Here is a 21,605-nt window from a genome sequence, read left to right as displayed (position 1 = left end):
GATTTTCACCGCCAGCCCGACTCGTCGATCATCTGCGCGACTCGGTCCACGGGGCCGCCCCAGCGAAGGTACTCGGTGGGCGTCTGCCGTCCCCTGGAGATCAGATCCTCCTGCGGCGTCGACATGAAGGCACTGAAGTCCTGCCAGGTCCAGCGGCGTTTGGCTGCCTTGATGATCTCGCTCAGCCCGGGGAGCAGCTTCTCACCGAAGAGCAGGGTGAACTGGAAGGAGGGGAACAGCAGGCGGCCCGCGATCTCGACCGCGTAAAGCCGATCCTCTCTCACTGCCGCTCGCACGGCCTCCTCGGTCCACCCGAGGTAGGCGACGACGTCGTCGAGCGACATCATGCTTGAGATGTGGGTCAGGAAGGCTCTCGCGGCGCTCAGTTGTAGGGCTCCTCTCGCTACGTCCGATCGTGCCTCGTCGAGCTTGTCAGCGGTGAACACGCCCACCTCGATCAGGAACTGCTCCTGCCGCTCGCTCAGCCCGTCCTTCTGAACGGGCGGAATGCGCAGGAGTGCTTCGGTCAGCCCTTCCACGAGCCAATCGGTGTTTCCGCCCAGACGTTGCAGCGCCGCGTACAAGCGCTCGAACGCTTGGCGCTCAACCGCGGAAGCTCGCTCCGCGGCTTCCGGTTCTTCGCGGGGCGCATCATGATTCATGGCCTCGATGCTACGGTGTGAAGCGGAGAGCTCTGCGCCGGGATATGCCGCTTGACCGGGAGTTACTGCGTGCGAGGGGAGCGAGATTGGCTCGTATATGAGCAAATGTCGGTGCCGCCCGGGTAGCGCTCAAATCGTCGCCTCTGTTCGGCGTGTCGTGCGCGCAGGGCGGCCGATGGAGAGTGGCGCACCGCTCCTCACTCAACGCTACGCTCGCGCCATGCTCACTTGGTCCGAGGTTCGCGATCTGCTCTCCGTTGCCGGCGCGACGACCGTCGATGAGCTGATTGAGATGCTTGAGGAGTACCTCAACCAAGCCCCGGCGCGCTGACTTGTCCCGCCTCGGTTGGGCGCAGTAGCACGGGAGGAGCGGCGCGCCACGGAGCCGTTACCTCGGTCGAACCGCCCCGCCCCATAGCCAGGCATGGCACAGATGGCCGCGCTCGTCCTTCCAGCGCACGAGGACAGCACCACCGGGAGTAGTTGCGATCACTTCGCCGTCGACCTGCCTGGCATCGACTCGTTCGACTCGATGCTGGACGAGCGCAGCGCACGGCACCGGCTCGCGAAGGTCCTTCCGCTTGCCGGTAAGTTGAACCTCCTCCGGCGTGAGCCCTTGCGGAACCGCCCTGGCCTCATTGTCGCGCGCGAGTCGATCCAGAGTGGGTCCGACGGAGTCGTATCGGCGGTTGTTCCCCACATCACCACCTGGCGCGGGTGAGGGCGTGCACTGCCTGCTTCTGGCTGCGGCCGCATCTGGTCTCAGCGTCAGGGCGAGCGCGCTCCAGGATGACCCCGTTGGTGGCGCTCGCCCGGGTGAGATCATTTGGTGGCGCTCGGGCGGGGCGCCCTTAGCGCCGGTCTGGCGGCTGGGATCATTTGGTGGCGCTGTGTGGGGTGGGATCAATTGGTGGCGCCTGGCGGGGTGGGATCATTTGGTGGCGCCTGCTGGGGTGGGGTCAATTGGTAGCGCGGGGCCGGGCGCCCTTGGCGCCGGTCTGGCGGCTGGGATCATTTGGTGGCGCTGTGTGGGGTGGGATCAATTGGTGGCGCCTGGCGGGGTGGGATCATTTGGTGGCGCCTGCTGGGGTGGCGTCAATTGGTAGCGCGGGGCCGGGCGCCCTTGGCGCCGGTCTGGCGGCTGGGACCATTTGGTGGCGCTGTGTGGGGTGGGATCATCTGGTGGCGCGTCGCCCGGATCTCGAGTCGGGCGCCGGAGGCGATGCGAGGCGAGGGGCGCGAGCGGGGCGGCGTAGCGGACGGAGGGCTACTCTTCCTCGTATGCGAGGCGCGAGTATCGACGATTGGGACGCAGCCCTCGGACCGTTCTACCGTCCGGAGTCCGTAGCGCGTCTGCTCGGCGACCTGCCGGTGGATGCTCTTCAAGAATTCGTCGAGCGTGGAGAGTTGATCGCGGTCATCGCCGGCGAGGAGACCCTGTTCCCGACGTTCCAGTTCTCGGATGATGGTGCCACCTTGCCCGCGTTGCCTCCGGTCCTCGAGATGTTGCGGAATGTGCTCAGTGATCCCTGGGATGTCGCGCTGTGGTTGAACTCGCCCATGGACGATCGAGGCGGAGAAACGGCGGCGACGCTTCTCCGCGCAGGGCATGCTGGCGAAGTCAAACGTATGGCCGAGGAAGACGTTGACCGGTGGTCACACTGACGAGACTTTCGACCCACCATCGATGCGCGAGGTCGACGAGTCGCACGCGGAAATCTGCGTACTACGCCGGTCCACGCTCAGAGAACACCACGTCGCGCCTGAGTGAGCTCACACGACGAGTCTTCGCGGGCGGGACAATGCTCTTCTCCGCTGCTAACTCCATCGAGCTCTGGCGGTTCTGCGGAGCGGCCGAGCGAGTGCGGGCTCTGGCTCGCACCGCGAATGAGATCGAGGAAGCCTGAATCGCCCGCCCGAGAGGCGCTCCTCGGCGTTGACGTTCAGCGCCTCGGTGAGGCGCGCGAGGGACTATACGTTCATCAGCTACCGCCACAACTCGTGGCTGGGGGCGACCGCGAGCTGAACGCGTTATTCGGCAACGAATTCGAGCAGAGGCGACTTGAGCGCCGACGTGAGCTGCTGCAGAAGGAGTCCGGGTCACAAGGTCATCCGAAGATCTCGGGCTTCTGAACCCGGATGCGTGGGACGTCGTGAAGGATCTGACGAAGGTGCGTGCAGAGCTCAGCATGGGCGTCCTCGGTGCGTCCATCCCGCAGCGCGTGAAAGATCCGCTCGTGATCGTCCGCATAGTCGCCGAGCGTGCGATTTGACTCAAACCCCAGGTACCTCGCTCGGTCGAGATGGCTCCGGACCGAGACCCGACGACATGCACGTACGAGCAGCTCGAGAAGCCGGTCGATTTTCGCCTCACGGAGGTGCTTAACACCACCCCTAATCGTTGAGCCGCTCGAGGATGTCCTTCATCTGGTCGATCTCCTCCTGCTGGGACTGAACGATCTGCTCACACAGCGTGACGATCTCGGAGTCGGTGATGTTGGACTGCTCGCAGACGAGGATCGCGCGGGAGTGGTGCGGGATCATCGACCGCAGGAACTGGTCATCCCCGACGAATGCTTCTGCTCGGCCCATGAGGAACGCCACCACGAACAGCGCGGCGAAGCCGACGAGCAGTCCGATGTTGAGTGGCTTGTTGGGGAACATCTTCCACATCACGGCGATCATGATGATCCCCATCGGGAACACCATCATCAGCGCCATGTAGAGGTTGCTGATGTTGGGCAGGAAGTCGGCGAAGACGTTGATCATCGCGAAGGTGAGCAGGTACATCACGATGAAGCTGAGTGCGAGGGAGATGGCGAGCTTGCCGTAGCTCGCCATCCCCCCGTGCTGCATCCCGCCCTGCTTCGAGTGCGGCATGCCCTCGTGCTCGGAGTGGTGCCCGGCCTGGCTCACAGTGCCCCCAACAGCTCCGCGCACGCCTGCTCGCAGCGGCGGCAGGCCTCGGCGCACACCCGGCAGTGCTCGTGCATCTGGGCGTGCGTCTCGCACTCGGCCGCGCACGACGCACAGGCCGCGCGGCATGCCTCGAGCTGGGCGCGCAGGACGTCGGTGTTCGAGCCGGTCTGGCGCGACAGGACCGCGGCGGTCGTCGCGTAGACGTCGGCGCAGTCGAGGTTCTTGCGGATGCACGCGGTCAGGTCAGCCACCATCTCTTCGCTCAGGCAGGCATCTGCGCACGCGGTGCACGCCTGGGCGCACTCCACGCACGCCTCGATACAGCGCACCAAGGCCGCGGTGTCGGCGCCGGCGCCCGCCCGGGGGTGAGTGGTCAGCATCTGCTCTGCAACAGTCATATCGTCCTCCTTCTCCTCGATCGGGGCGCTTCCCCGACCCTCGGCACGGTAGGGCCTCGGCACAGATTCCCCCACCGGGTTGCATACCCCGTGGGGGTATGTATCATTGGCGCGTGCACGGGTACGCGGACAACAAGGAAGCGCTGCTGAAGAGGCTGCGCCGCGCGGAGGGACAGGTCGCGGGGATCGCGCGGATGGTCGAGAACGACGACTACTGCATCGACATCCTCACGCAGGTCTCCGCAGCGACGAAGGCCCTCGAAGCGGTGGCACTGTCGCTGCTCGGCGACCACCTCAGCCACTGCGTGGCCGAGGCGACCGCGCAGGGCGGGCCGGTCGCGGAGGAGAAGATCCGCGAAGCCAACGCCGCCATCGCGCGCCTGGTGCGCTCGTGAACCACGTCACCGGAAGGACATCATCATGACGATCGAACGAGTCGAGCTGGGTCTCAAGGACGCCGGCGTCGGATGCGCCTGCTGCGCCGCCCCGAGCGCCTCGACGACGCAACAGCTGCCCGTGGAAGCGGGACTGTCGGCCACGCTGCTGGTGGAGGGGATGACGTGCGCGCACTGCATTGCCAGCGTCACCGAAGAGCTGTCCGCGGTTCCCGGCGTGGACGACGTGTCGGTCGCGCTCACCGCGGGCGGCACCTCGACCGTCACGGTCCGAAGCTCCGCTCCCGTCGACGCCGATGCGCTGCGCGTCGCCGTCGCTGAGGCCGGCTACACCGTCAGCGACGCCTGACACGGCCGAGCATCCACCCACTCCTGCCCTCCCGGCCTTCCAGCGGCGGCAACTCGCAGAGGAGGCTCCGATGAGCCAGCACGATCACACCATGCACGGGCACACCGGCCACAACCGCGCCGGACACGACAGCACCACGGAGCACACGGATCCCGAGGCAACCGCCGAGGGTATGCGCGAAGCCGTCGCGACCGAACCGGCAGCGCACGGCAGCCAGGACCACAGCGGTCACGATCAAGCGGAGCACAATCACGGCGCGCATCGCGGTCAAGCCGCGCACGCTGGTCATGGCGGGCACGTCGGCCATGGCGGGCATGCCGGTCACGGTGATCACGTGGGGCAGTTCCGCCGCCTGTTCTGGATCATGCTCGCCCTCGCCGTGCCGGTGGTGGCGTTCTCGAGCATGTTCGCCATGCTGCTCGGGTACGCGCTGCCCGACGCCGCATGGGTGAGCTGGATCTCACCCGTGCTCGGCACGGTGATGTACGTGTGGGGCGGTGCGCCCTTCCTCACCGGCGCGGTCAGCGAGCTGGGCACCCGCAAGCCCGGGATGATGCTGCTGATCGGTCTGGCCATCACGGTCGCGTTCCTGGCTTCGTGGGGCGCGAGCCTGGGCGTCCTGCACCATGAGCTCGACTTCTGGTGGGAGCTCGCGCTGCTGATCGTCATCATGCTGCTGGGGCACTGGATCGAGATGCGCTCCCTTGCCCAGACGACGTCCGCGCTGGACTCCCTCGCCGCGCTGCTGCCGGACGAGGCCGAGCGCATCGAGGGCGACACCACCGTCACCGTCGCCCCCGCCGACCTGCGTGTCGGGGACGTCGTGGTGGTCCGCCCGGGCGGCCGCGTGCCCGCAGACGGGCGGGTCGTGCAGGGCTCCGCGAGCATGGACGAGGCCATGATCACCGGCGAATCCCGCCCGGTCCGCCGCTCCGAGGGCGACCAGGTCGTCGCCGGCACCGTCGCGACCGATTCGGGCCTGCGCGTGGAGATCACCGCGATCGGAGAGAACACCACCCTCGCCGGCATCCAGCGGCTGGTTGCCGAAGCGCAGAACTCCTCGTCCCGCGCGCAGCGAATCGCTGACCGCGCCGCGGCGCTGCTGTTCTGGTTCGCCCTGATCGCAGGCGTCATCACCGCGCTGGTATGGACGCTGCTGGGCCTCCCAGATCAGGCCGTGGTCCGCACCATCACCGTCCTCGTGATCGCCTGCCCCCACGCTCTGGGCCTGGCGATCCCGCTGGTGGTGTCCATCGCCACCGAGCGGGCCGCGCGCGGCGGAGTGCTCATCAAGGACCGGTTGGCGCTGGAGAGTATGCGCACCATCGACACGGTCCTGTTCGACAAGACCGGCACCCTGACGAAGGGCGCTCCGGCGGTCACCGCGGTGCACCCCGCCGGCGGGATCGACGCCGATCGGCTGCTCGCCCTCGCTGCGGCGGCCGAGGCGGACTCTGAGCACCCCCTGGCACGCGCGATCGTGAACGGCGCGAGCGAGAAGCGACTGGCGGTGCCGGGATCCTCCGGGTTCGAGTCCTCACCGGCGGTCGGCGTGCGCGCCACCGTCGACGGGCACCTGGTACAGGTCGGCGGCCCCTACCTGCTCGAGCAGGAGGGATCCGCCGAGTTGCCCGTCGCGGACGAGTGGCGCCGCGAGGGGGCGATCATCCTGCACATCCTGATCGACGGTCAGGTCGCCGGGGCGCTTCGCTTGGCCGATGAGATCCGCAGCGAGTCCCGGGAGGCGATCGAGGCGCTCCACGTCCGCGGCGTCCAGGTCGTGATGATCACCGGCGATGCGGAAGCGGTCGCCGCCTCCGTGGCCGAGGAGCTTGGCATCGACCGGTTCTTCGCCGGCGTGCGTCCCGAGGACAAGGCCTCCAAGGTCAAGCAGCTGCAGGAGGAGGGCCGCAAGGTCGTGATGGTCGGCGACGGCGTCAACGACGCTCCCGCCCTCGCCCAGGCCGACGTGGGTATAGCGATCGGTGCGGGCACCGACGTCGCGATCGCCTCCGCCGGTGTCATCCTCGCCAGCGACGACCCGCGATCGGTGCTGTCGGTGATGGAGCTGTCGCGGGCAAGCTACCGGAAGATGAAGCAGAACCTGTGGTGGGCTGCCGGTTACAACCTGATCGCCGTCCCGCTCGCCGCCGGGGTGCTCGCCCCGTTCGGGTTCGTGCTCCCGATGTCGGTCGGGGCGATCCTGATGTCGCTGTCGACGATCGTCGTCGCGCTGAACGCGCAGCTGTTGCGCCGGCTGGACATGCGCCCCGAGATCACCGCTGCAGCGGTCTTGCGTGGTGCCTGACAGGCGGGTTTCGTAGATTGTGAGCGGGAAGGGAGGTGCGCTGATGAGCGTGATGACGCTGCGCCAGGCGATGCGTCCGAGCGCCACACTGGCGCGCACCTTCCTACTCACCGCCGCGGCCGTCATCGGGGTGCTGATTGGCCTAGTCGGCATGCACGTGCTCAGCAGCGGCAGCACCCACCACGCTCCCGTGGTGATCAGCGAGAGCAGGCACCATGGCGGTGAGCCCGCGATGGTTGACGTCGCGAGCCCGGACGCGGCTACAGCCGGTGATCATTCCGCGGCGGATCCCTGCGCTGAGGGCGACTGCGGGGGCGGCATGGACGCGATGGCGTTCATGGCGTGCGTGCTCGCCCTGCTCGCCGTCAGCATCGTCCTCGCCATTCGCCCCGGCCGGGTCGTCACCATTGCGCGCGCTCAGGCGCCGCCACATGCCACGGCGACGCTCACGGAGGCGCCGCCGGTTCCTCCCGATCTGAACGTCCTCTCCATCAGTCGCACCTGAGGGTCATCTGCTGTCGCAGATCCCGTGCTTCGGCACGCCCCTCAACAACGACTTAGGAGACAGACCCTCATGAAGATCCGCACGATTGCATTCCACGTCGGCATCCTCGCGACCGCGCTCGTCCTGACCGGTTGCAGCGACACCGGTGGCTCCGATATGGAAGGCATGGACCACGGCAACGGCACCAGCAGCTCGCCCAGCGCCTCCGCTGAGGCCAGTGGCGCGGTGTTCAACGACGCGGACGTGACGTTCGCGATGGAGATGGTCATGCACCACCAGCAGGCCATAGAGATGTCCGACACTCTGCTGGCCAAGGACGGGGTTCACCCGGACGTCGTCGCGCTTGCCGAGCGCATCAACGCCGCTCAGGGCCCGGAGATCGAGACCATGAACCAGTGGCTCGAAGACTGGGGCCAGGACACCGACATGGGTGGGATGGACCACGGCGGCGGCATGATGTCCGAAGAGGAGATGGCCGCCCTCGAGGAAGCCGACGGCGAAACCGCATCGAGCCTGTTCCTGGAGCAGATGATCATGCACCACCAGGGCGCGATCGACATGGCTCAGGCCCAGATCGACAACGGCCAGAACCCCGACGCCGTCGCCCTCGCGCAGAAGATCGTCGAGGACCAGACCGCCGAGATCACCGAGATGCAGGAGCTGCTCGCCCAGCTGTGAGCACCCGCCACGCCGGTGGCCACCCCGTCCGGGTGGGTCACCGGCTCCGCCCTGCCCAAACCATCCCGGAGATCTCCCATGCCTTTCACCCCCGCCATTCCCCGACGGCGCCTGGCCGCCTTCGCCGCCCTTGCCCTGACTGCGCCCCTCTTCACCGGCTGCGCTCTGATCCGAGCCGAGGACCCCGACCACGACACCAAGGTGGCCCTCGAGCACATCCACGGGCTCGCCTCCGACCCCGAGACGGGCGGTCTGCTCATCGCCAGCCACGGCGGCATCTACCAACTCGACGCCCTCACCCGCTCGGCGGAGCTCAGCGGACCGGTCGCCGGCAACGACTTCGACGCCATGGGGTTCACCGCCGTCGACGGTCAGCTCTATGCCTCCGGACACCCCGGGCCGAACAGCCCCGACCACTTCGCCGGCCAGAATCTCGGCCTCATCCGCTCCGACGACAACGCCGGCACCTGGACGAACGTCGCATTCACCGGTGAGGCCGACTTTCACGACCTCGCCATCAGCGAATCCGATCCGAATCGCATCTACGCGAACAACTTCGGCATCGTCTACCGCTCCGACGACGGCGGGCGCACCTGGAACGACGGAGTCGGCGTCGACGCACGCGACATGCTCGCCGACCCCGACGATTCCGACACCGTCTACGCGACCACTCCCGAAGGGCTCTATGTCAGCCGTGACGCGGGTGCGACGTTCGAGCTCGACGAGACTGCGCCGCGGATGGTTCTGATCGCGACGAACAGCCTGGGGCTACTGGTCGGCACCAGCTTCGACAACACACTCGTCTACCAGCTCCCCAGCGGCGAGTGGGCCACCGGAGGCGAGTACGAAGGTGCCGCCCAGGCCCTCACCGTCACGCCGGGCGACGAGATCGCCCTCGTCGACCAACGTGGCGTGGTCACGACACGTGACTTCGGTACCACCTGGGAAGAGATCTTCCGCCCGGAGCCGCACACTTGACGTCCAACCGGGCCTTCCCGGGTTCAGTGAAGGAAGCCGTCCGACTTCGGCTCGTAGAGAGTCCCTCCCGGCAGAGCGTCTGCGCCCGGGATCGAGTCCACCGGCCGGGCGAGCGCCACCACAAGCGGCGGCCTCAGCCCGGCCGGCATGATCATGCGCGCACCCTCAGCCCTTCACGCCGCGCGGGTCGTTGCCGTAAGAGTTCCGCTCGCCGATCTGGCCGTTCTCGTTGCGGATGATGTGCTCGGTCTTCCGCTGGCGCGCCATCTCCCGTCCCGCCTCGACCGCCTCGTGCTTGGTCGGGTACGTCTCGGGCACGGTGACGCCGGTGCCCTCGATGCGGTTGTGCCACGCGCCGTCGCGGTGATAGGTCTCGACGTCTCCAGTGGGCATGATGCTCCTCGTTCGATTCGGTCTGGGTCTCCAGGTCTACCGACCGGCGCCTATGGCGGGGGAGAGGGTTGCGATGACGGGACCTGCATGGCAATGGCGTGATGGCCGTGATCGAGGTCCAGAAGGTACGCACGCTATGGTCCTCGGGCCAACTCGCGCGAGTCAAGGCATCGGGCAGCTGCGGGGGCGACGAGGGGACAGTGCTATCAGGTGGCGCCGGCACAGCCGTGCCGGCGGGCAACGGGCGACCGGTCGGGTGCCCATCAACCGGAGAAGACGAGCATGAGCACCGCAGCAGAAGATCGCCCACCTGACGCAGGTGTACTCCGGCCCCTTCTCCTTCGACGACCTCTCCGCGCTCAACGCCGCTCGAGGGGTGGTCGACGAGCTCTTCGCGACCACCGACGAGCTCGCCGCGGCCCCGACGGCTGCAGCGATCTGCGCCGCGTCGCCGTGATCCGGTCGCCATGCCGCGATCTTCCTGTGCTGCGTCTCGACTGGATCTAGCCAAGGTTTCGGCCAAGCCCTTAACCTACGGTTCATGCGGACCATGGACGTCAGCGATGCCAAGGACAAGCTGTCCCAGCTGGTGGAGGCCGTTGCATCCGGACATGATGCGATCACCATCACGCGTCATGGGGAGGCAGCTGCGGTCCTCATCGCGGCCGATGACCTGCAGCAGCTCACCGACACGGTCGCCTGGCTCAGCGATTCCCTCACTGCGAGCGAGATCGACGAGGCGGAGTCGGACATAGCCGCTGGTCGCACGCTGAGCGTCGAGGAAGCGCGAGCCACACTGCGCCGAAGCCGCCGGTGACAGATGGGGAGCGCTACGAGATCTCCTGGCAAGTCTTGCGTTGCGTGCGCTCGGACGACCCCGCGAGAAGCTCCCTGGCGCGGTTCTCGAGCTGTGCGATGTGCCTCTCGCCAACCGCACGCGCGTCACCAAGCGGCCCTGGGCAGTTGAACGCGCAATGCAGGAGCGCGTCTACCGATGAGGACCATCCCTTGCGGTTCACTTGGCCCGAGGTCGCCGGCGCCGCGGGGAGCCGGCACCGCCACGTTAACCGTCAAGAAGAACGGGAACGTAACCGGTTCTTGGGTAGCGGCATGCGAGGAGTAGTGGACAAAGCCCGGTCTGGGCGTCTCGGTCACGAATCGATGGCAGCTTCGAGGTGATGCTGCTCACCGGCGTCTGCCCGAACGCCGCGAACCCGCTCGCGATCGGAGCCTGATGCTCCGGATCTCCGCGCCCGATCGCCACCCGCGCCATCGGGCGTATCCGCATGCTTGCATGATCCGCTTACGCACACGCTGGCATGGGGCCGTCTGCGTGCCGGCGCCGCGGCGCCGACGGGTGAGGGGGAGCGCTCTCCCCGCGTACCCGTGCCTGGTTAACGGGGGCGGAACCGATGTTCATTCAACGGTCGCGTGAGCGCCAGGGCGGCGTCACCCTCGCTCGACAGGGTCGAAGGGCGGGGAGAGCGCTCCCCCCGGAAGGGGAGCTGATCCCGCGCCCGATCCACCAGAGCGAAGGACCACCGAGCCGTGCACAAGTACGCCCAAACCGCGGTCGCCGTCGGCGCTGCGGCCACCCTGACCCTGCTCGCCGGCTGTTCCGCGGGAACCGCAGGCGAGGCCGCCGCCGAGAGCGGCGACCCGCTGATCATCTACACCAACTCCAACGCTGACGGCCGCGCCGAGTGGCTGACCGCGCAGGCCGCCGAGGCGGGCTTCGAGATCCAGATCGTCGGCCAGGGCGGCGGCGACACCACTGAGAAGCTCATCGCCGAGGCCGGCAATCCGGTGGCCGACGTGGTGTTCGGTCTGAACAACATGTACTTCTCGCAGCTGATTGCCGCCGACACGATCGAGCCCTACACGCCCGCGTGGTCGGGGGAGGTCGCCCCGGCGCTCGGCGATCCGTCGGGCGAGGGCTACTACTGGCCGCTCGTGCAGCAGGGCATCGTACTCGCCTACAACACGGCCGCCTTCCCCACGCCCGAGGACGCCCCGCAGGACTGGACGGACCTGTGGACCGACTCCCGCTTCGAGGGCCGCTACGAGACCGTGCCGGACCTGGGCGGCGCGACCTCGCAACTCGTGTTCGCCGGCATCCTCACCCGCTACCTCGACGAGTCGGGCGACCTCGGCGTCTCCGACGAGGGCTGGGAGCAGGTCGCCGCCTACTTCGAGCACGGCAACCCCGCCGTGCCCGACACCGACCTCTACGCCCGCATGGCCGAAGATGAGGTCGACATGGGCCAGATGTGGACCTCGGGCCTGCCCGCCCGGGAGGAGCAGTACGGCATCGACAGCGAGGTCGTGCGCCCCGAGGTGGGCGTGCCCTACGCCGTCGAGCAGGTCGCGGTCGTCAAGGGCACAGACCAGGCCGAGCAGGCGCAGGAGTTCATCGACTGGTTCGGCAGCGCCGACGTGCAGGCCGCGTGGTCGGCCGAGTTCGACTCCATGCCGGTTAACGAGGGCGCGATCGCCGAGGCGGACGCCGAGATCGTCGCGTTCCACGAGGATCTGCCGCGCCAGGAGATCGACTGGGACCTCGTCGCCGAGAACCTGCCCGCCTGGGTCGAGAAGATCGAGCTCGAGTACATCCCGTGATCCGATTCGAGAACGTCGAGGTTAGCTACGGCGACTTCACCGCGATCCCGGATCTCGGCCTCGAGGTGGCCGAGGGGGAGTTCTTCACCCTCCTCGGCCCTTCGGGGTGCGGCAAGACCACCGCGCTGCGCGCGCTGGCCGGCTTCGTCGAGCCCACGCGAGGCGAGATCTACGTGCAGGATCGCGCCGTCACCCGCCTGCCCAGCGACCAGCGGCAGGTGGGCATGGTGTTCCAGAACTACGCCCTGTTCCCGTCGATGGACGTCGCCGAGAACATCGCGTTTGGCCTGCGCGTCAACCGCGTGCCGCGCCGCCGCCGCGACGAGCTGGTCGCCGAGGTCGCGCGCCGCGTCGAGCTGAGCGACGGGCACCTCGCCCGCACGCTGGACCAGCTCTCCGGCGGTCAGCAGCAGCGCGTGGCGATCGCGCGTGCGCTCGTGATGCAGCCGAAGATTCTGCTGCTCGACGAGCCGCTGTCGAACCTCGACGCGAAGCTCCGCCAGCAGCTGCGGGCGGAACTGAAGGCCCTCCAGTCGGAGTTCGGCATCACCACCCTCTACGTCACCCACGATCAGGACGAGGCGCTGTCGATGTCCGACCGGATCGCCGTGTTCAACGCCGGTCGGATTGAGCAGATCGGCACCCCGCAGGACATCTACGAGGACTCGGCTACCGAGTTCGTGTGCACGTTCGTCGGGGCCGCCTCGAAGCTCACGCCCGCGCTCGTCGAGCGGCTCGGCCTCCCGGCCGCCGCGTCGTCATACGTGCGCGTCGAACGGCCCCGTATCGTCCGTCCGGGCGCCGATGCCGACGGTGTGCGCGTGGCCGGCGAGGTAACCGGCACCCGCTACCACGGCACCCACACCAGCTGCACCGTCGCCTCCGAGGGCGCCGAGGTGCAGGTGCTGGTGCGACCGGACGAGGGTGCGGTGCCCTCGACCGGATCGCGGGTGGACCTCGCCATCGACCCCGCGCATGTTCTGCAGTACGACGCGAGCGGGCGCCGCATCGCCGCGCGCATCGCCGAGGCGGTGGCATGAGCGCGGCCGCGTCGACGCGGCGGATGCTGCGCTCGCCCTTCACGGTCGTCACGCTGCTCGTGACGGGATGGGCGATCGTCGCGTTCCTCGTGTGGCCCAACGCCAACCTGCTGCTCGAGACGTTCTTCCCCGACGGCGCGTTCTCGGGCAGCGCCGTCGAGCGGCTGCTGAGCTCCGAGCGGGCCCTGCGATCGCTCGGCAACAGCGTGCTGCTGGCGTTCGCCCTCGCGATCAGCACCAACGTCGTGGGCGTGTTCATCGTGCTCGTGACGCGGTACTTCCACGTTGCCGGGGCGCGCATCCTGTGGCTCGGCTACGCGACCACGCTCATCTACGGCGGCATCGTGCTCGCCGCGGGCTACCGGTTCGTATACGGCGACGATGGCATCGTCACGACGCTGCTGCTGGCGTGGTTCCCCGGCATGGATCCGCAGTGGTTCCAGGGCTTTCCGGCCGTGCTCATGGTCATGACCCTGGCCACGACCACCAACCACCTGCTGTTCCTGTCGCCCGCGATCGCGAAGCTCGACTTCCAGCTGATCGAGGCCGCCCGCAACCTCGGCGCCGGCAACGGCACCATCCTGTGGCGCATCGTGCTGCCCGCGCTGCGGCCCATGCTGTTCGCCGTCACGATCCTGTCGTTCCTCACCGGCCTCGGCGCCCTCTCGGCGCCGCAGGTGCTCGGCGGGCGCGACTTCCAGACCATCGCCCCGATGATCCTGAGCTTCGCCACCTCGGCCACCTCGCGCGACATTGCTGCGCTGATGGCCGTGATCCTGGGTCTCGTCACGATCGCGATGCTCGCGATCCTGACTCGCATTGAGCGCGGCGGCACCTACTTCTCGCTGTCGAAGATCTCCACCCCGCTGCAGCGCCAGCGCCTACGCAACCCGATCGTGAACGCGCTCGTCCACGGCGCGGCGTACCTGCTGTTCGTCGTGTACCTGCTGCCGGTCGTGCTGATCGTGCTGTACTCGTTCGCCGACTCGGCCGCGATCCAGACGGGCGCGCTTGCGCTCGACCGGATGTCGCTCGACAACTACGTGCGCGTGCTGAGCCAGGGCTCGGCGCTGCGGCCATTCGTCGTCTCGACCGTCTACAGCGCGTTCGCCGCGGGCATCGCCGTGCTCGCCATGCTTGTGCTGTCGCGCATCATCGTGCGCCACCGCAATGCGATCAGCACGGCGCTCGAGTACTTGCTGCACATCCCGTGGATCCTGCCTGCCGCCATGATCGCGCTCGGTTTGATCATGAGCTACGACCACCCCAACCCGCTCGTCGGCGGGATCGTGCTGACTGGCACCACCGCGATCCTCCTGATCGCGTTCGTGATCGCGAAGATCCCGTTCACGCTGCGCCTCATGAAGGCCGCGTACCTCGGGGTGAACGCGGCGCTCGAGGAGGCGGCGTCGCTGCTCGGGGCCGGCACGTTCACGATCTACCGGCGCATCATCCTGCCGGTGGTGCTGCCGACCGCCGCGGCCGTCTTCGCGCTGAACTTCAACTCGCTGCTGGATGACTACGACACGGCCGTGTTCCTGGCGCACCCGCTGTTCCAGCCGCTGGGCCTCGTGATCCAGGCCAGCGCCTCGGGCTCGCTGGACGTGAACGCGCGGGCGAACACCTTCGTCTACACCGTGCTACTCATGATCATCACGGGCGTGACGATGTGGCTCGTCTACGGCCGGGCGACTCGGAAAGCGTCCCGCAGTGCTGGTGCGAGGCGGCGGGCGGCCGGCCGGGGTGTCTCGGACGCATCCCGCGACGACGCCGCATCGGGGGGTGCCCTCGCCTGGCCCACGTCGCCTCTTGGTGCCAGCGTGGCGGCGGAGTCGGCGCGATGACGCGCATGCTCGGACGCCCCGAGCACGCGCACGTGAACCGCCGGTTCGCCGAGCGGCTCGACGACAAGGGCTCGCTCATCGTGGTGCACCGCGGCGTCGCAACGGGGTCCGTAGCGGAGAACACGATCGAGGCCGTGCGCGCCGCGCTCCGATCGGGCGGCGACGTGGTCGAGCTCGACGCCGTAGCGTCGCACGACGGCGTGCTCTTCGCCTTTCACGACGGGATGGAGCCCATCCTGCTGGGCGTGCCGCAGAACCTGCAGCACCTGTCCGCCGACCGGATCCGCACGCTGCGTCACCTGCGCATCGCGGGCTCCGCGCGCGACGGCCGCGTGCCAGAGCTCGGCGACCTGCTGGCCGCCCTGCCCGACGACGCGCTTATTAACCTCGACCGGTCGTGGCCGTGGTGGGAGACGCTGTTGCCGTGGCTCGACGAGCAGGGCGTGACCGAGCGGATTCTACTGAAGTGCCACGCGACCGACGAGACCCGCCTGCAATTGCTGCGCGCCCACCCCGAGCCGTACCCGTTCATGCCGATCTGCCGCACGCTCGCGGAGGCGGAGCGGATCGTCGCCGACCCGGCGCTCAACACCATCGGCATCGAGATGCTCGCCGCCGACGCTGACAGCCCGTTCGTCGACCGCGACGTGATCGTCGGCCTGCGCGAGCGCGGCGTGTTCGCGATGGCCAACGCGGAGGTGCTCACGTCGGGGCCGCCGCTGTTCGCCGGGCTCGACGACGACCGTTCGGTGTTCGGTGACCCCAACGCCGGGTGGGGCGCGATCCTTGAGCTCGGAATTGACGCCATCCAGACCGACTGGCCGTGGTTGCTGCACGCCTACCGCGAGCGACGGCTGGTGAGGGCGTGAGCGAGCAGCCGCCCATATCGCTGCGGGGACCCACGATGGAGGACGTCGCCGCCGCCGCGGGAGTCTCGCGCTCGTCCGTGTCGCGTGTGTTCCTGGGCCAGGGCAAGGTGTCCGACGCGACCCGCGAACGGGTCTTCGCGGTCGCCGAGTGGCTCGGGTATGTCCCGAACGTAATGGCGTCCGAGCTCGCGTCGCGCGGATCGTCCGTCGTCGGGCTACTGCTGCGCGACGCCGCAAACCCGGCGTACGGCCTGCTGTTCACGCGCCTGCAGGAGGCCGCCCACGACGCCAGCATCACGCTGATCTCGATGACGATCAGCGGCGACCCGCGCGGTAGTCGGCAGATCGACAGCCTGCGCCGCCTCATGGGCATGCGCGTCGCCGGCCTCATCGTCGCGACCGGCGGCGTGACCAGCGCTCAGCTCGAGCCGTTCCGGGAGCGTATCCCCATCGTGCGCGCCGGCCGGCCCGAGGAGACCGGCCACATCCACGCCGTCTCGTACGACGAGCACGCCTCGGCGCGCGCGCTCGCCGCGCATGTGGCTGACCAGGGGCACCGATCGGTCGCTCTCATCGTGACGCAGGAGCACGCGTCGTACCCCGAGTACGTCCGCGCCACGAACACCGCGGCCGAGCTCGCGGCCCGCGGCGTGCGCATCGTGCCACTGCCGGCCGTCGCCCTCACCGACGGCATCGCCGACGTGATCGACCTCGTGCGGCGCCGCGAGATCACCGCCGTGATGTGTCCTGCCGACCTGCGCGCGCTCAACGTGCTGCGTGCCCTCGACGTCGCCGGCCTGTCGGCGCCCGGCGACGTGTCCGTCACCGGCTGCGACGCCGTCCTGCCCGGCATCGACTTGATGGGCCTCACCAGCTACCGCATCGGCGTGGAGCGCCTCGCCGAGCGAGCCGTCGCGAACATCGCGGCCCTCATCGGCGACCACCCTCCGTCGGGAACCATCCGGGAGCTCGTCCCCGGGCGCCTCGTCCCTGGCCGCACCGTCGCACCTCCCCCCACCGCTTCGGTCGGCATCGCCCCGGCCGCCACCCTCGAACAGGAGCTCTGATGAAAATCCGGATCGCGGAGCACCCGCTGCCCGAGCACTTCCTCGTGCACATCTCCGACACGCACTTCGTGATGCCCGGCGAGCGTCTGGGCGGCGTCGCCGATGCCAGCGCCCATCTGCGATCGCTGCTCGCGACCGTCGCGGACACGGGAATCCACCCCGAGGCCCTGGTGTTCACGGGAGACCTCGCTGACACCGGTCAGGCCGAGGCGTATGCCGAGCTGCGCACCGTCGTCGAGGAGGCCGCTGCGCGCATGGGAGCGCGCATCATCTGGGTGATGGGCAATCACGACGACCGCGCGACCCTGCGGCGCACGCTGCTCGACGCGGAGCCCACGATTGAGCCATGCGACCGCGTCGAGTGGCTCGGCGGCCTGCGGATCGTGGTGCTCGACTCGACCGTCCCCGGTCACGCGCACGGCGAGCTCGAGCCCGCGCAGCTCGCGTGGCTGCGCGGGGTGCTCGCCCAGCCGGCGCCCGAGGGCACCATCCTCGCCCTCCACCACCCGCCGATCCCGTGCCTGCAGGACCTCGCCGTCACCGTCGAGCTGCGCGACCAGGCCGCGTTCGCCGACGTGCTGCGCGGCAGCGACGTACGCGCCATCCTGGGCGGCCACCTGCACTACAACACCACCGCGAGCCTCGAGGGCATTCCCGTCTCGGTCGCGTCGTCGACGTGCTACACGCAGGATCTGCTGACGCCTGGTCGTGGCACGCGTGGCGCGACGCCGCGCAGACGGTGAACTTCGTGCACGTGTACGAGCGCACGGTCATGCACACGGTCGTGCCGGCGGCGGGCGCCGCCACCGTGGGACGGTTCGTCGACGCAGAGGGCACGGCCGAGCTGCTGCGGCGCGACGGGATCGTGATTCCCGCGTCGTCGAACGCCACGGCCCCCGCCTGGGCTCGCCGGCCCATCCCCGCCGCCCTCGCAGCGTCGGTGGTGTGACGGCGGCGGGCGGGTGTCCGCGCGTGGCCGCTGCTCGGGGGCGAGCTAACGCAGGGCGTGCCGCGCAGTCACGAGGCCGGCGCGTCGGTCATCACCCGGTCGATCGGCTTGTGGGCCGCCGGGACCTCGTCGAGGAAGGCGTTGCTGTCGGGAAGCTCGATGCCCGCCATCGCCTCCCGCAGCTGTGACAGGGTGAAGAAACTGCACGCTGCGCAGGACCGCGGCGAGTGGGAGGCGTTCCCTTCGTCGCGAAGCGTATAGACCTTCCGGAAGCCGCGCGAAGGGGCTGACAACGCTTGCTACGTGCACCCGTCGGGTAAGTACCGGGCGTCAGACGGTACGCTCCCGCGGTCCTCACCGCTGCGGCGGGATGTGGAAATCCGGCGTGTGGTCGTACACCACGCCCTGCTCGTCGCCGACGCTTGCGATCGTGTACGGGTCGAGGTTGAGGGTGTCCCCGGGGAAGATCACGAACGTCCCGTCCTCGTCGGACATCGGCGCCCAGGCGCCGTTCCGTCGGATGGAGTTGATCTCCTCGAGGTAGGCCGCGGTCCCGAAGCAGAAGCGCTCGGCGATCGCATAGGTCGTGTCGCCCTCGGCCACGACGTAAGCCGCGGGCTCGCCCTCGGCGTTGAGGATGACGTCCCCGGTGCCGCCGTCGACGGGGCCGAGGTCCTTCGGAAGACCGAAGTAGTTCCCCACGCGGTCTTCGACCTCGTTCGAGCGGCCCTCGACCGCGTACCCCTCGCAGGGGCTGGGCGGTGTCGATGCCTGAGCCGGCGTCGGCTTAGGAGGACGCGTTGCCACCGGCTTGACGTCTGCTGCTCGTGGACCTGTCGGTGTACGGACGGGTTCTGCTGCGGGTGTGAGTGTCGCCGCGCACCCGGTGAGCAGCAGAACCGAGGCGATCAGAACCAGAGGTTTCCCCGACGACGCGCGCATGACCGCACGCTATCAATCGCCCCTCGCGCTGACGAGTGCGGGCGGCTGCACCCGCTGCGCCCCCTCGCTACTCGCGCGCCAGGCGCCGCACCCCTGACCTACCCCATCGAGAGGACCTCATGGACGACACGAATCGCTGCACGGCGACGTACGTCACCGCGCAGACAGCCGGCTATACCGACCTGGTGCGGTGCCAGAAGCCGGCAGGACACCGCAAGCGCCAGCACGTCGCGCAGAGCGACAACGGCCGGACGCAGGAGCGCTGGCACGACGGAGATCAGAACGAAGGACGGAGCTGGAGATGACCACCGACAAGACCGAGCCCACGACGAGGGCTCAGCTAGACGCGTCGATCGCGCGCCTGCGCGCGTACGTGGACGCCGGCTCCACCGTCCACACCGCCTCGTCGTACCGGACACCCGATGGACACGTGCACCTCATCGAGTTCGATGACCTGCAGGCGGTGCTGGATGCCGCCGGTGCTGCCCAGCCCGCCAGCGACGACGTGATGACCGGCGAGATCCGCGCCGTCCAGTTCGAGGACGGGGAGCCGATGCAATGCAGCCTGGAGGACTGCGAATGCCCCGAGCATGAGGGACTGACTCGTCGCGCCGGCACATATCTCACGATCCGGCTCGACGACGACGCGTTCAACGGCGCCGGCTCGTGGCGCGTGGAGGTCCGACGAGTCGCCGAGGACACGGCGAAGAGGCTCCAGCGATGACCAGGAACCCGATCAAGCCCCGGCACTACGAGGGCCAGCGCGTTCGGCTGACAGGGCGTGCCTGGGGCAATCGCGGCCGCGAGGTGTACGCGCAGCTCACCTTCGTCGACGGCGGCTTCGTGAAGATCGATGATCAGGTGGTGCTCTCGAGCGGCATCCCGATCGACGGCTACGAGTTCGAGGTCGCGCCCGTGGTGGATCCGGCGAGAGAGCTGCAGCTCAAGGCGGCGGCCCTACGGGAGGCGGTGGAGGACTTCGAGGCGAACGTCGGCCGTGGTGCCTTCCGTGCGCTGACCGTGCGCCCCGAGTCGCCGAAGGGATGGACTCTCCGCGCCTTCCAGCGACGAGAAGCGATTGCAGGTACCGAATGGATCGCACAACTATCGAAGTGAAGCGACCCCGTCGAGCGCTTGGTCGAGAGGTCTTACACAAGCCTGATTGAGCGCAACAAGCGAACCCTGCCAGAGACGATGGTTTTCGGCGATGCGAACACGGTACGTGGTCGTAGTCGAGCGTGCTCGAGAAACTTGGATATTGTCTCCGGATGGTGCTTTCGCTTCGCTTTCCTGGACCGGCCGACGAGGCGGCTTGCCGTCGCCTGCATGAACAGCTCGCCGCGGAGAACTTTGCATTCCTCCAGGCGGAGGGGACTTGGAAGCAGATCTGCGCTGCCGTCCGTCGAGAGCATGAGGGCGTCGACATCGCACCGGGGCGCGTACGTAGCAGCTGGCTCGTCGCGGACGTTGATGGCGAGGTCGTCGGGCGGGTGTCAATTCGCCATGTGCTGAACGACTTCTTGTTGAATGAGGGAGGACACGTCGGATACGCGGTCGGACCTGAGTATCGTCGCCGCGGGTATGCGACGGACATCCTTCGTCTCGCTGTCGCGGACCTTGCGGCGAGGGGTGTCGAACGCGTCCTCGTCACCTGCGACGACACGAATACCGCGTCAGCTGGGGTGATCGAGAAGCTCGGCGGAATCCTCGAAGACGTTCGTCCCGGTCGCAGTGCCCTCAAGCGCCGCTACTGGATCGTGGTCACAGCTGACGCCTAGCGGTACTGGCCTCAACGTCACAAGCACCAATCTAATTGGTGTATCGGCGGAAGTTAGCGGCGGTCAAGAGGCACCGAAGCCATCCGCTCGCCGGAAACCATCGTTTGCGGGAGCGCTTGGCACTGATGCCGCAGCGGCCACCGTAAAGCTGTCCCGTATCGAAACCGGGGGTTTCGGGAGAGTGGTTTCGGACCGGAGTTTCGGTCGAGGTCGTGGATCAGCGTGCGGGGGAAGGCTTCATGTCGTAGGTGACCCACGGAGTTGCGGTCGCAACCTTGTCGTACACGCCCCGCGCAGCCGCATTGTCCGCAGCGGTGATCCAGCGAACCACGTTCGCGCCTTCGCGAGCTGCGATGGCGGCCGCTTCGTGCAGCAGTGCTGTGGCGACACCTGCACCGCGAGAGTCGGGGTCAGTGAACAGATCATCGAGGTACAGGCCGATCGCGGCTGTGGATGGCCGAGCGAATCGGCGGAGGTTGGCGAGCCCCACCACGACGTCGTCAAGGGTCGCCACCAAGCCTATGAACCCGTGCTGGGCGTTGGAGACCCACGCCCATGTGGTGTGCACGGCTCGCGGATCGCCGTCGAGCTTGTAGAAGCTCCGGTAACCGGCGTAGAGCCGCGACCACTCGTTCTCGTCGGTGTCGATGACTTGCCTAACGTTGATCGCCATTCGCTCAGCCTAGGAGTCCGGGCGCAACGGCTTCGAGTTGTAGGTTTCCGCAATCGCTCGAAACTGATCGTTTCAGGTACTCGAAAGGCCCCGGATGCCCGGAGCCTTTCGATGTCGGCGGCGCTCGAATTGTGAACACTTCCGGCGTTCGAAAAGTGAACGGTTGTGGGCAGTTTAGTCAGCCGGGTCGGTGATGTCGGGGCGGGTGCTGGGGAGGCTGTCGAGGCCGCGGCCTCGGA

The 21,605-nt window shown here is 68.2% G+C and carries 28 protein-coding genes; 21 read left to right on the top strand and 7 right to left on the bottom strand.

All coding sequences use genetic code 11. The features are described from left to right. Positions 1-5: 5 nt before the first annotated feature. The gene (locus QWJ90_RS00145; protein WP_290105529.1) at positions 6-662 is read right to left on the bottom strand and encodes a hypothetical protein; all 657 of its coding nucleotides are present in this window, start codon (positions 660-662) and stop codon (positions 6-8) included. 424 nt (positions 663-1,086) lie between these two features. Here QWJ90_RS00145 and QWJ90_RS00140 point away from each other — a divergent pair, with 424 nt between their 5' ends. Together QWJ90_RS00140 and QWJ90_RS00135 are read left to right on the top strand one after the other, a co-directional pair. Continuing rightward, positions 1,087-1,383, top strand: coding sequence for a hypothetical protein (locus QWJ90_RS00140; protein ID WP_290105528.1), 297 nt, complete (start codon positions 1,087-1,089; stop codon positions 1,381-1,383). A 560-nt stretch (positions 1,384-1,943) separates the two neighbouring features. Further along, positions 1,944-2,327 carry a hypothetical protein gene (locus QWJ90_RS00135; RefSeq protein ID WP_290105527.1) on the top strand — a complete coding sequence of 128 codons (384 nt, stop codon included), beginning with the start codon at positions 1,944-1,946 and terminating at the stop codon, positions 2,325-2,327. A gap of 729 nt (positions 2,328-3,056) precedes the next feature. Here QWJ90_RS00135 and QWJ90_RS00130 read toward each other — a convergent pair. Continuing rightward, positions 3,057-3,542, bottom strand: coding sequence for a DUF305 domain-containing protein (locus QWJ90_RS00130; protein ID WP_290105526.1), 486 nt, complete (start codon positions 3,540-3,542; stop codon positions 3,057-3,059). 32 nt (positions 3,543-3,574) lie between these two features. Continuing rightward, positions 3,575-3,979, bottom strand: a complete 405-nt coding sequence (locus QWJ90_RS00125; RefSeq protein WP_436836667.1) for a four-helix bundle copper-binding protein — start codon at positions 3,977-3,979, stop codon at positions 3,575-3,577. Between the two features lie 113 nt (positions 3,980-4,092). Between QWJ90_RS00125 and QWJ90_RS00120 the strand changes: the two genes are divergently transcribed. After that, positions 4,093-4,374: a metal-sensitive transcriptional regulator gene (locus QWJ90_RS00120; protein WP_067027616.1), complete on the top strand. Its 282-nt coding sequence runs from the start codon at positions 4,093-4,095 to the stop codon at positions 4,372-4,374. Between the two features lie 25 nt (positions 4,375-4,399). Then, positions 4,400-4,723, top strand: a complete 324-nt coding sequence (locus tag QWJ90_RS00115; protein ID WP_067027614.1) for a heavy-metal-associated domain-containing protein — start codon at positions 4,400-4,402, stop codon at positions 4,721-4,723. Here QWJ90_RS00115 and QWJ90_RS00110 read toward each other — a convergent pair. Beyond that, complete coding sequence (locus QWJ90_RS00110; protein WP_290105524.1) at positions 4,710-5,057, bottom strand: hypothetical protein; 348 nt, start codon at positions 5,055-5,057, stop codon at positions 4,710-4,712. The two genes, QWJ90_RS00115 and QWJ90_RS00110, sit on opposite strands and share 14 nt — an antisense overlap. A 30-nt stretch (positions 5,058-5,087) precedes the next feature. Between QWJ90_RS00110 and QWJ90_RS00105 the strand changes: the two genes are divergently transcribed. From QWJ90_RS00105 to QWJ90_RS00090, 4 genes are all read left to right on the top strand, one after another. Further along, the gene (locus tag QWJ90_RS00105) at positions 5,088-7,031 is read left to right on the top strand and encodes a heavy metal translocating P-type ATPase (RefSeq protein WP_290106314.1); all 1,944 of its coding nucleotides are present in this window, start codon (positions 5,088-5,090) and stop codon (positions 7,029-7,031) included. 43 nt (positions 7,032-7,074) lie between these two features. After that, positions 7,075-7,536 carry a DUF6153 family protein gene (locus tag QWJ90_RS00100; RefSeq protein ID WP_290105523.1) on the top strand — a complete coding sequence of 154 codons (462 nt, stop codon included), beginning with the start codon at positions 7,075-7,077 and terminating at the stop codon, positions 7,534-7,536. A 69-nt stretch (positions 7,537-7,605) separates the two neighbouring features. Further along, entirely contained in the window at positions 7,606-8,214 is a 609-nt protein-coding gene (locus QWJ90_RS00095) for a DUF305 domain-containing protein (protein WP_290105522.1), read from the top strand. 78 nt (positions 8,215-8,292) lie between these two features. After that, complete coding sequence (locus tag QWJ90_RS00090) at positions 8,293-9,192, top strand: F510_1955 family glycosylhydrolase (protein ID WP_290105521.1); 900 nt, start codon at positions 8,293-8,295, stop codon at positions 9,190-9,192. Between the two features lie 165 nt (positions 9,193-9,357). Here the strand turns inward: QWJ90_RS00090 and QWJ90_RS00085 are convergent, their stop codons facing one another. Beyond that, the gene (locus tag QWJ90_RS00085; protein WP_290105520.1) at positions 9,358-9,585 is read right to left on the bottom strand and encodes a DUF2188 domain-containing protein; all 228 of its coding nucleotides are present in this window, start codon (positions 9,583-9,585) and stop codon (positions 9,358-9,360) included. A 319-nt stretch (positions 9,586-9,904) separates the two neighbouring features. On the opposite strand from QWJ90_RS00085, the gene QWJ90_RS00080 reads away from it, so the two are divergent. The 9 genes from QWJ90_RS00080 (at position 9,905) to QWJ90_RS00040 (ending at position 17,973) form a co-directional block, all read left to right on the top strand. Further along, positions 9,905-10,042: a hypothetical protein gene (locus QWJ90_RS00080; RefSeq protein WP_290105519.1), complete on the top strand. Its 138-nt coding sequence runs from the start codon at positions 9,905-9,907 to the stop codon at positions 10,040-10,042. An 84-nt stretch (positions 10,043-10,126) separates the two neighbouring features. Next, complete coding sequence (locus QWJ90_RS00075; protein ID WP_290105518.1) at positions 10,127-10,402, top strand: type II toxin-antitoxin system Phd/YefM family antitoxin; 276 nt, start codon at positions 10,127-10,129, stop codon at positions 10,400-10,402. Between the two features lie 731 nt (positions 10,403-11,133). Next, positions 11,134-12,204, top strand: coding sequence for an extracellular solute-binding protein (locus QWJ90_RS00070; protein WP_290105517.1), 1,071 nt, complete (start codon positions 11,134-11,136; stop codon positions 12,202-12,204). Then, positions 12,201-13,244: an ABC transporter ATP-binding protein gene (locus QWJ90_RS00065; protein WP_290105516.1), complete on the top strand. Its 1,044-nt coding sequence runs from the start codon at positions 12,201-12,203 to the stop codon at positions 13,242-13,244. Before QWJ90_RS00070 ends, QWJ90_RS00065 begins: the two co-directional genes overlap by 4 nt. Continuing rightward, positions 13,241-15,088, top strand: a complete 1,848-nt coding sequence (locus QWJ90_RS00060; RefSeq protein WP_290105515.1) for an ABC transporter permease — start codon at positions 13,241-13,243, stop codon at positions 15,086-15,088. Before QWJ90_RS00065 ends, QWJ90_RS00060 begins: the two co-directional genes overlap by 4 nt. Next, positions 15,085-15,957, top strand: a complete 873-nt coding sequence (locus QWJ90_RS00055; protein WP_290105514.1) for a glycerophosphodiester phosphodiesterase family protein — start codon at positions 15,085-15,087, stop codon at positions 15,955-15,957. The genes QWJ90_RS00060 and QWJ90_RS00055 overlap by 4 nt, the downstream gene beginning before the upstream one ends. A 35-nt stretch (positions 15,958-15,992) precedes the next feature. Continuing rightward, positions 15,993-17,024 (top strand): LacI family DNA-binding transcriptional regulator, encoded by a 1,032-nt coding sequence (locus QWJ90_RS00050; protein ID WP_290105513.1) that lies wholly within the window; start codon positions 15,993-15,995, stop codon positions 17,022-17,024. Further along, on the top strand, positions 17,024-17,767 hold the full coding sequence (locus QWJ90_RS00045) for a metallophosphoesterase (RefSeq protein ID WP_290105511.1): 744 nt from the start codon (positions 17,024-17,026) through the stop codon (positions 17,765-17,767). The genes QWJ90_RS00050 and QWJ90_RS00045 overlap by 1 nt, the downstream gene beginning before the upstream one ends. 5 nt (positions 17,768-17,772) lie before the next feature. Beyond that, positions 17,773-17,973 (top strand): hypothetical protein, encoded by a 201-nt coding sequence (locus QWJ90_RS00040; protein ID WP_290105510.1) that lies wholly within the window; start codon positions 17,773-17,775, stop codon positions 17,971-17,973. A 354-nt stretch (positions 17,974-18,327) separates the two neighbouring features. Here the strand turns inward: QWJ90_RS00040 and QWJ90_RS00030 are convergent, their stop codons facing one another. After that, positions 18,328-18,780, bottom strand: coding sequence for a LysM peptidoglycan-binding domain-containing protein (locus QWJ90_RS00030; protein ID WP_290105509.1), 453 nt, complete (start codon positions 18,778-18,780; stop codon positions 18,328-18,330). Positions 18,781-19,034: 254 nt separating this feature from the next. Here QWJ90_RS00030 and QWJ90_RS00025 point away from each other — a divergent pair, with 254 nt between their 5' ends. From QWJ90_RS00025 to QWJ90_RS00010, 4 genes are all read left to right on the top strand, one after another. Beyond that, positions 19,035-19,220 (top strand): hypothetical protein, encoded by a 186-nt coding sequence (locus QWJ90_RS00025; protein ID WP_290105508.1) that lies wholly within the window; start codon positions 19,035-19,037, stop codon positions 19,218-19,220. Further along, positions 19,217-19,639, top strand: coding sequence for a hypothetical protein (locus QWJ90_RS00020; RefSeq protein ID WP_290105507.1), 423 nt, complete (start codon positions 19,217-19,219; stop codon positions 19,637-19,639). Before QWJ90_RS00025 ends, QWJ90_RS00020 begins: the two co-directional genes overlap by 4 nt. Beyond that, the gene (locus QWJ90_RS00015; protein ID WP_290105506.1) at positions 19,636-20,031 is read left to right on the top strand and encodes a hypothetical protein; all 396 of its coding nucleotides are present in this window, start codon (positions 19,636-19,638) and stop codon (positions 20,029-20,031) included. Before QWJ90_RS00020 ends, QWJ90_RS00015 begins: the two co-directional genes overlap by 4 nt. Positions 20,032-20,183: 152 nt before the next feature. Beyond that, positions 20,184-20,693, top strand: coding sequence for a GNAT family N-acetyltransferase (locus QWJ90_RS00010; protein WP_290105505.1), 510 nt, complete (start codon positions 20,184-20,186; stop codon positions 20,691-20,693). A gap of 217 nt (positions 20,694-20,910) precedes the next feature. Here the strand turns inward: QWJ90_RS00010 and QWJ90_RS00005 are convergent, their stop codons facing one another. Continuing rightward, positions 20,911-21,366 (bottom strand): GNAT family N-acetyltransferase, encoded by a 456-nt coding sequence (locus QWJ90_RS00005; protein ID WP_290105504.1) that lies wholly within the window; start codon positions 21,364-21,366, stop codon positions 20,911-20,913. Positions 21,367-21,605 lie beyond the last annotated feature (239 nt).

This window comes from Microbacterium oryzae, from assembly GCF_030406385.1.
GTDB classification, from domain to species: Bacteria; Actinomycetota; Actinomycetes; order Actinomycetales; family Microbacteriaceae; genus Microbacterium; species Microbacterium oryzae_A.
The sequence above is the reverse complement of the archived record's forward strand: the minus strand, read 5'-3'. Positions and strand labels throughout refer to the sequence as shown.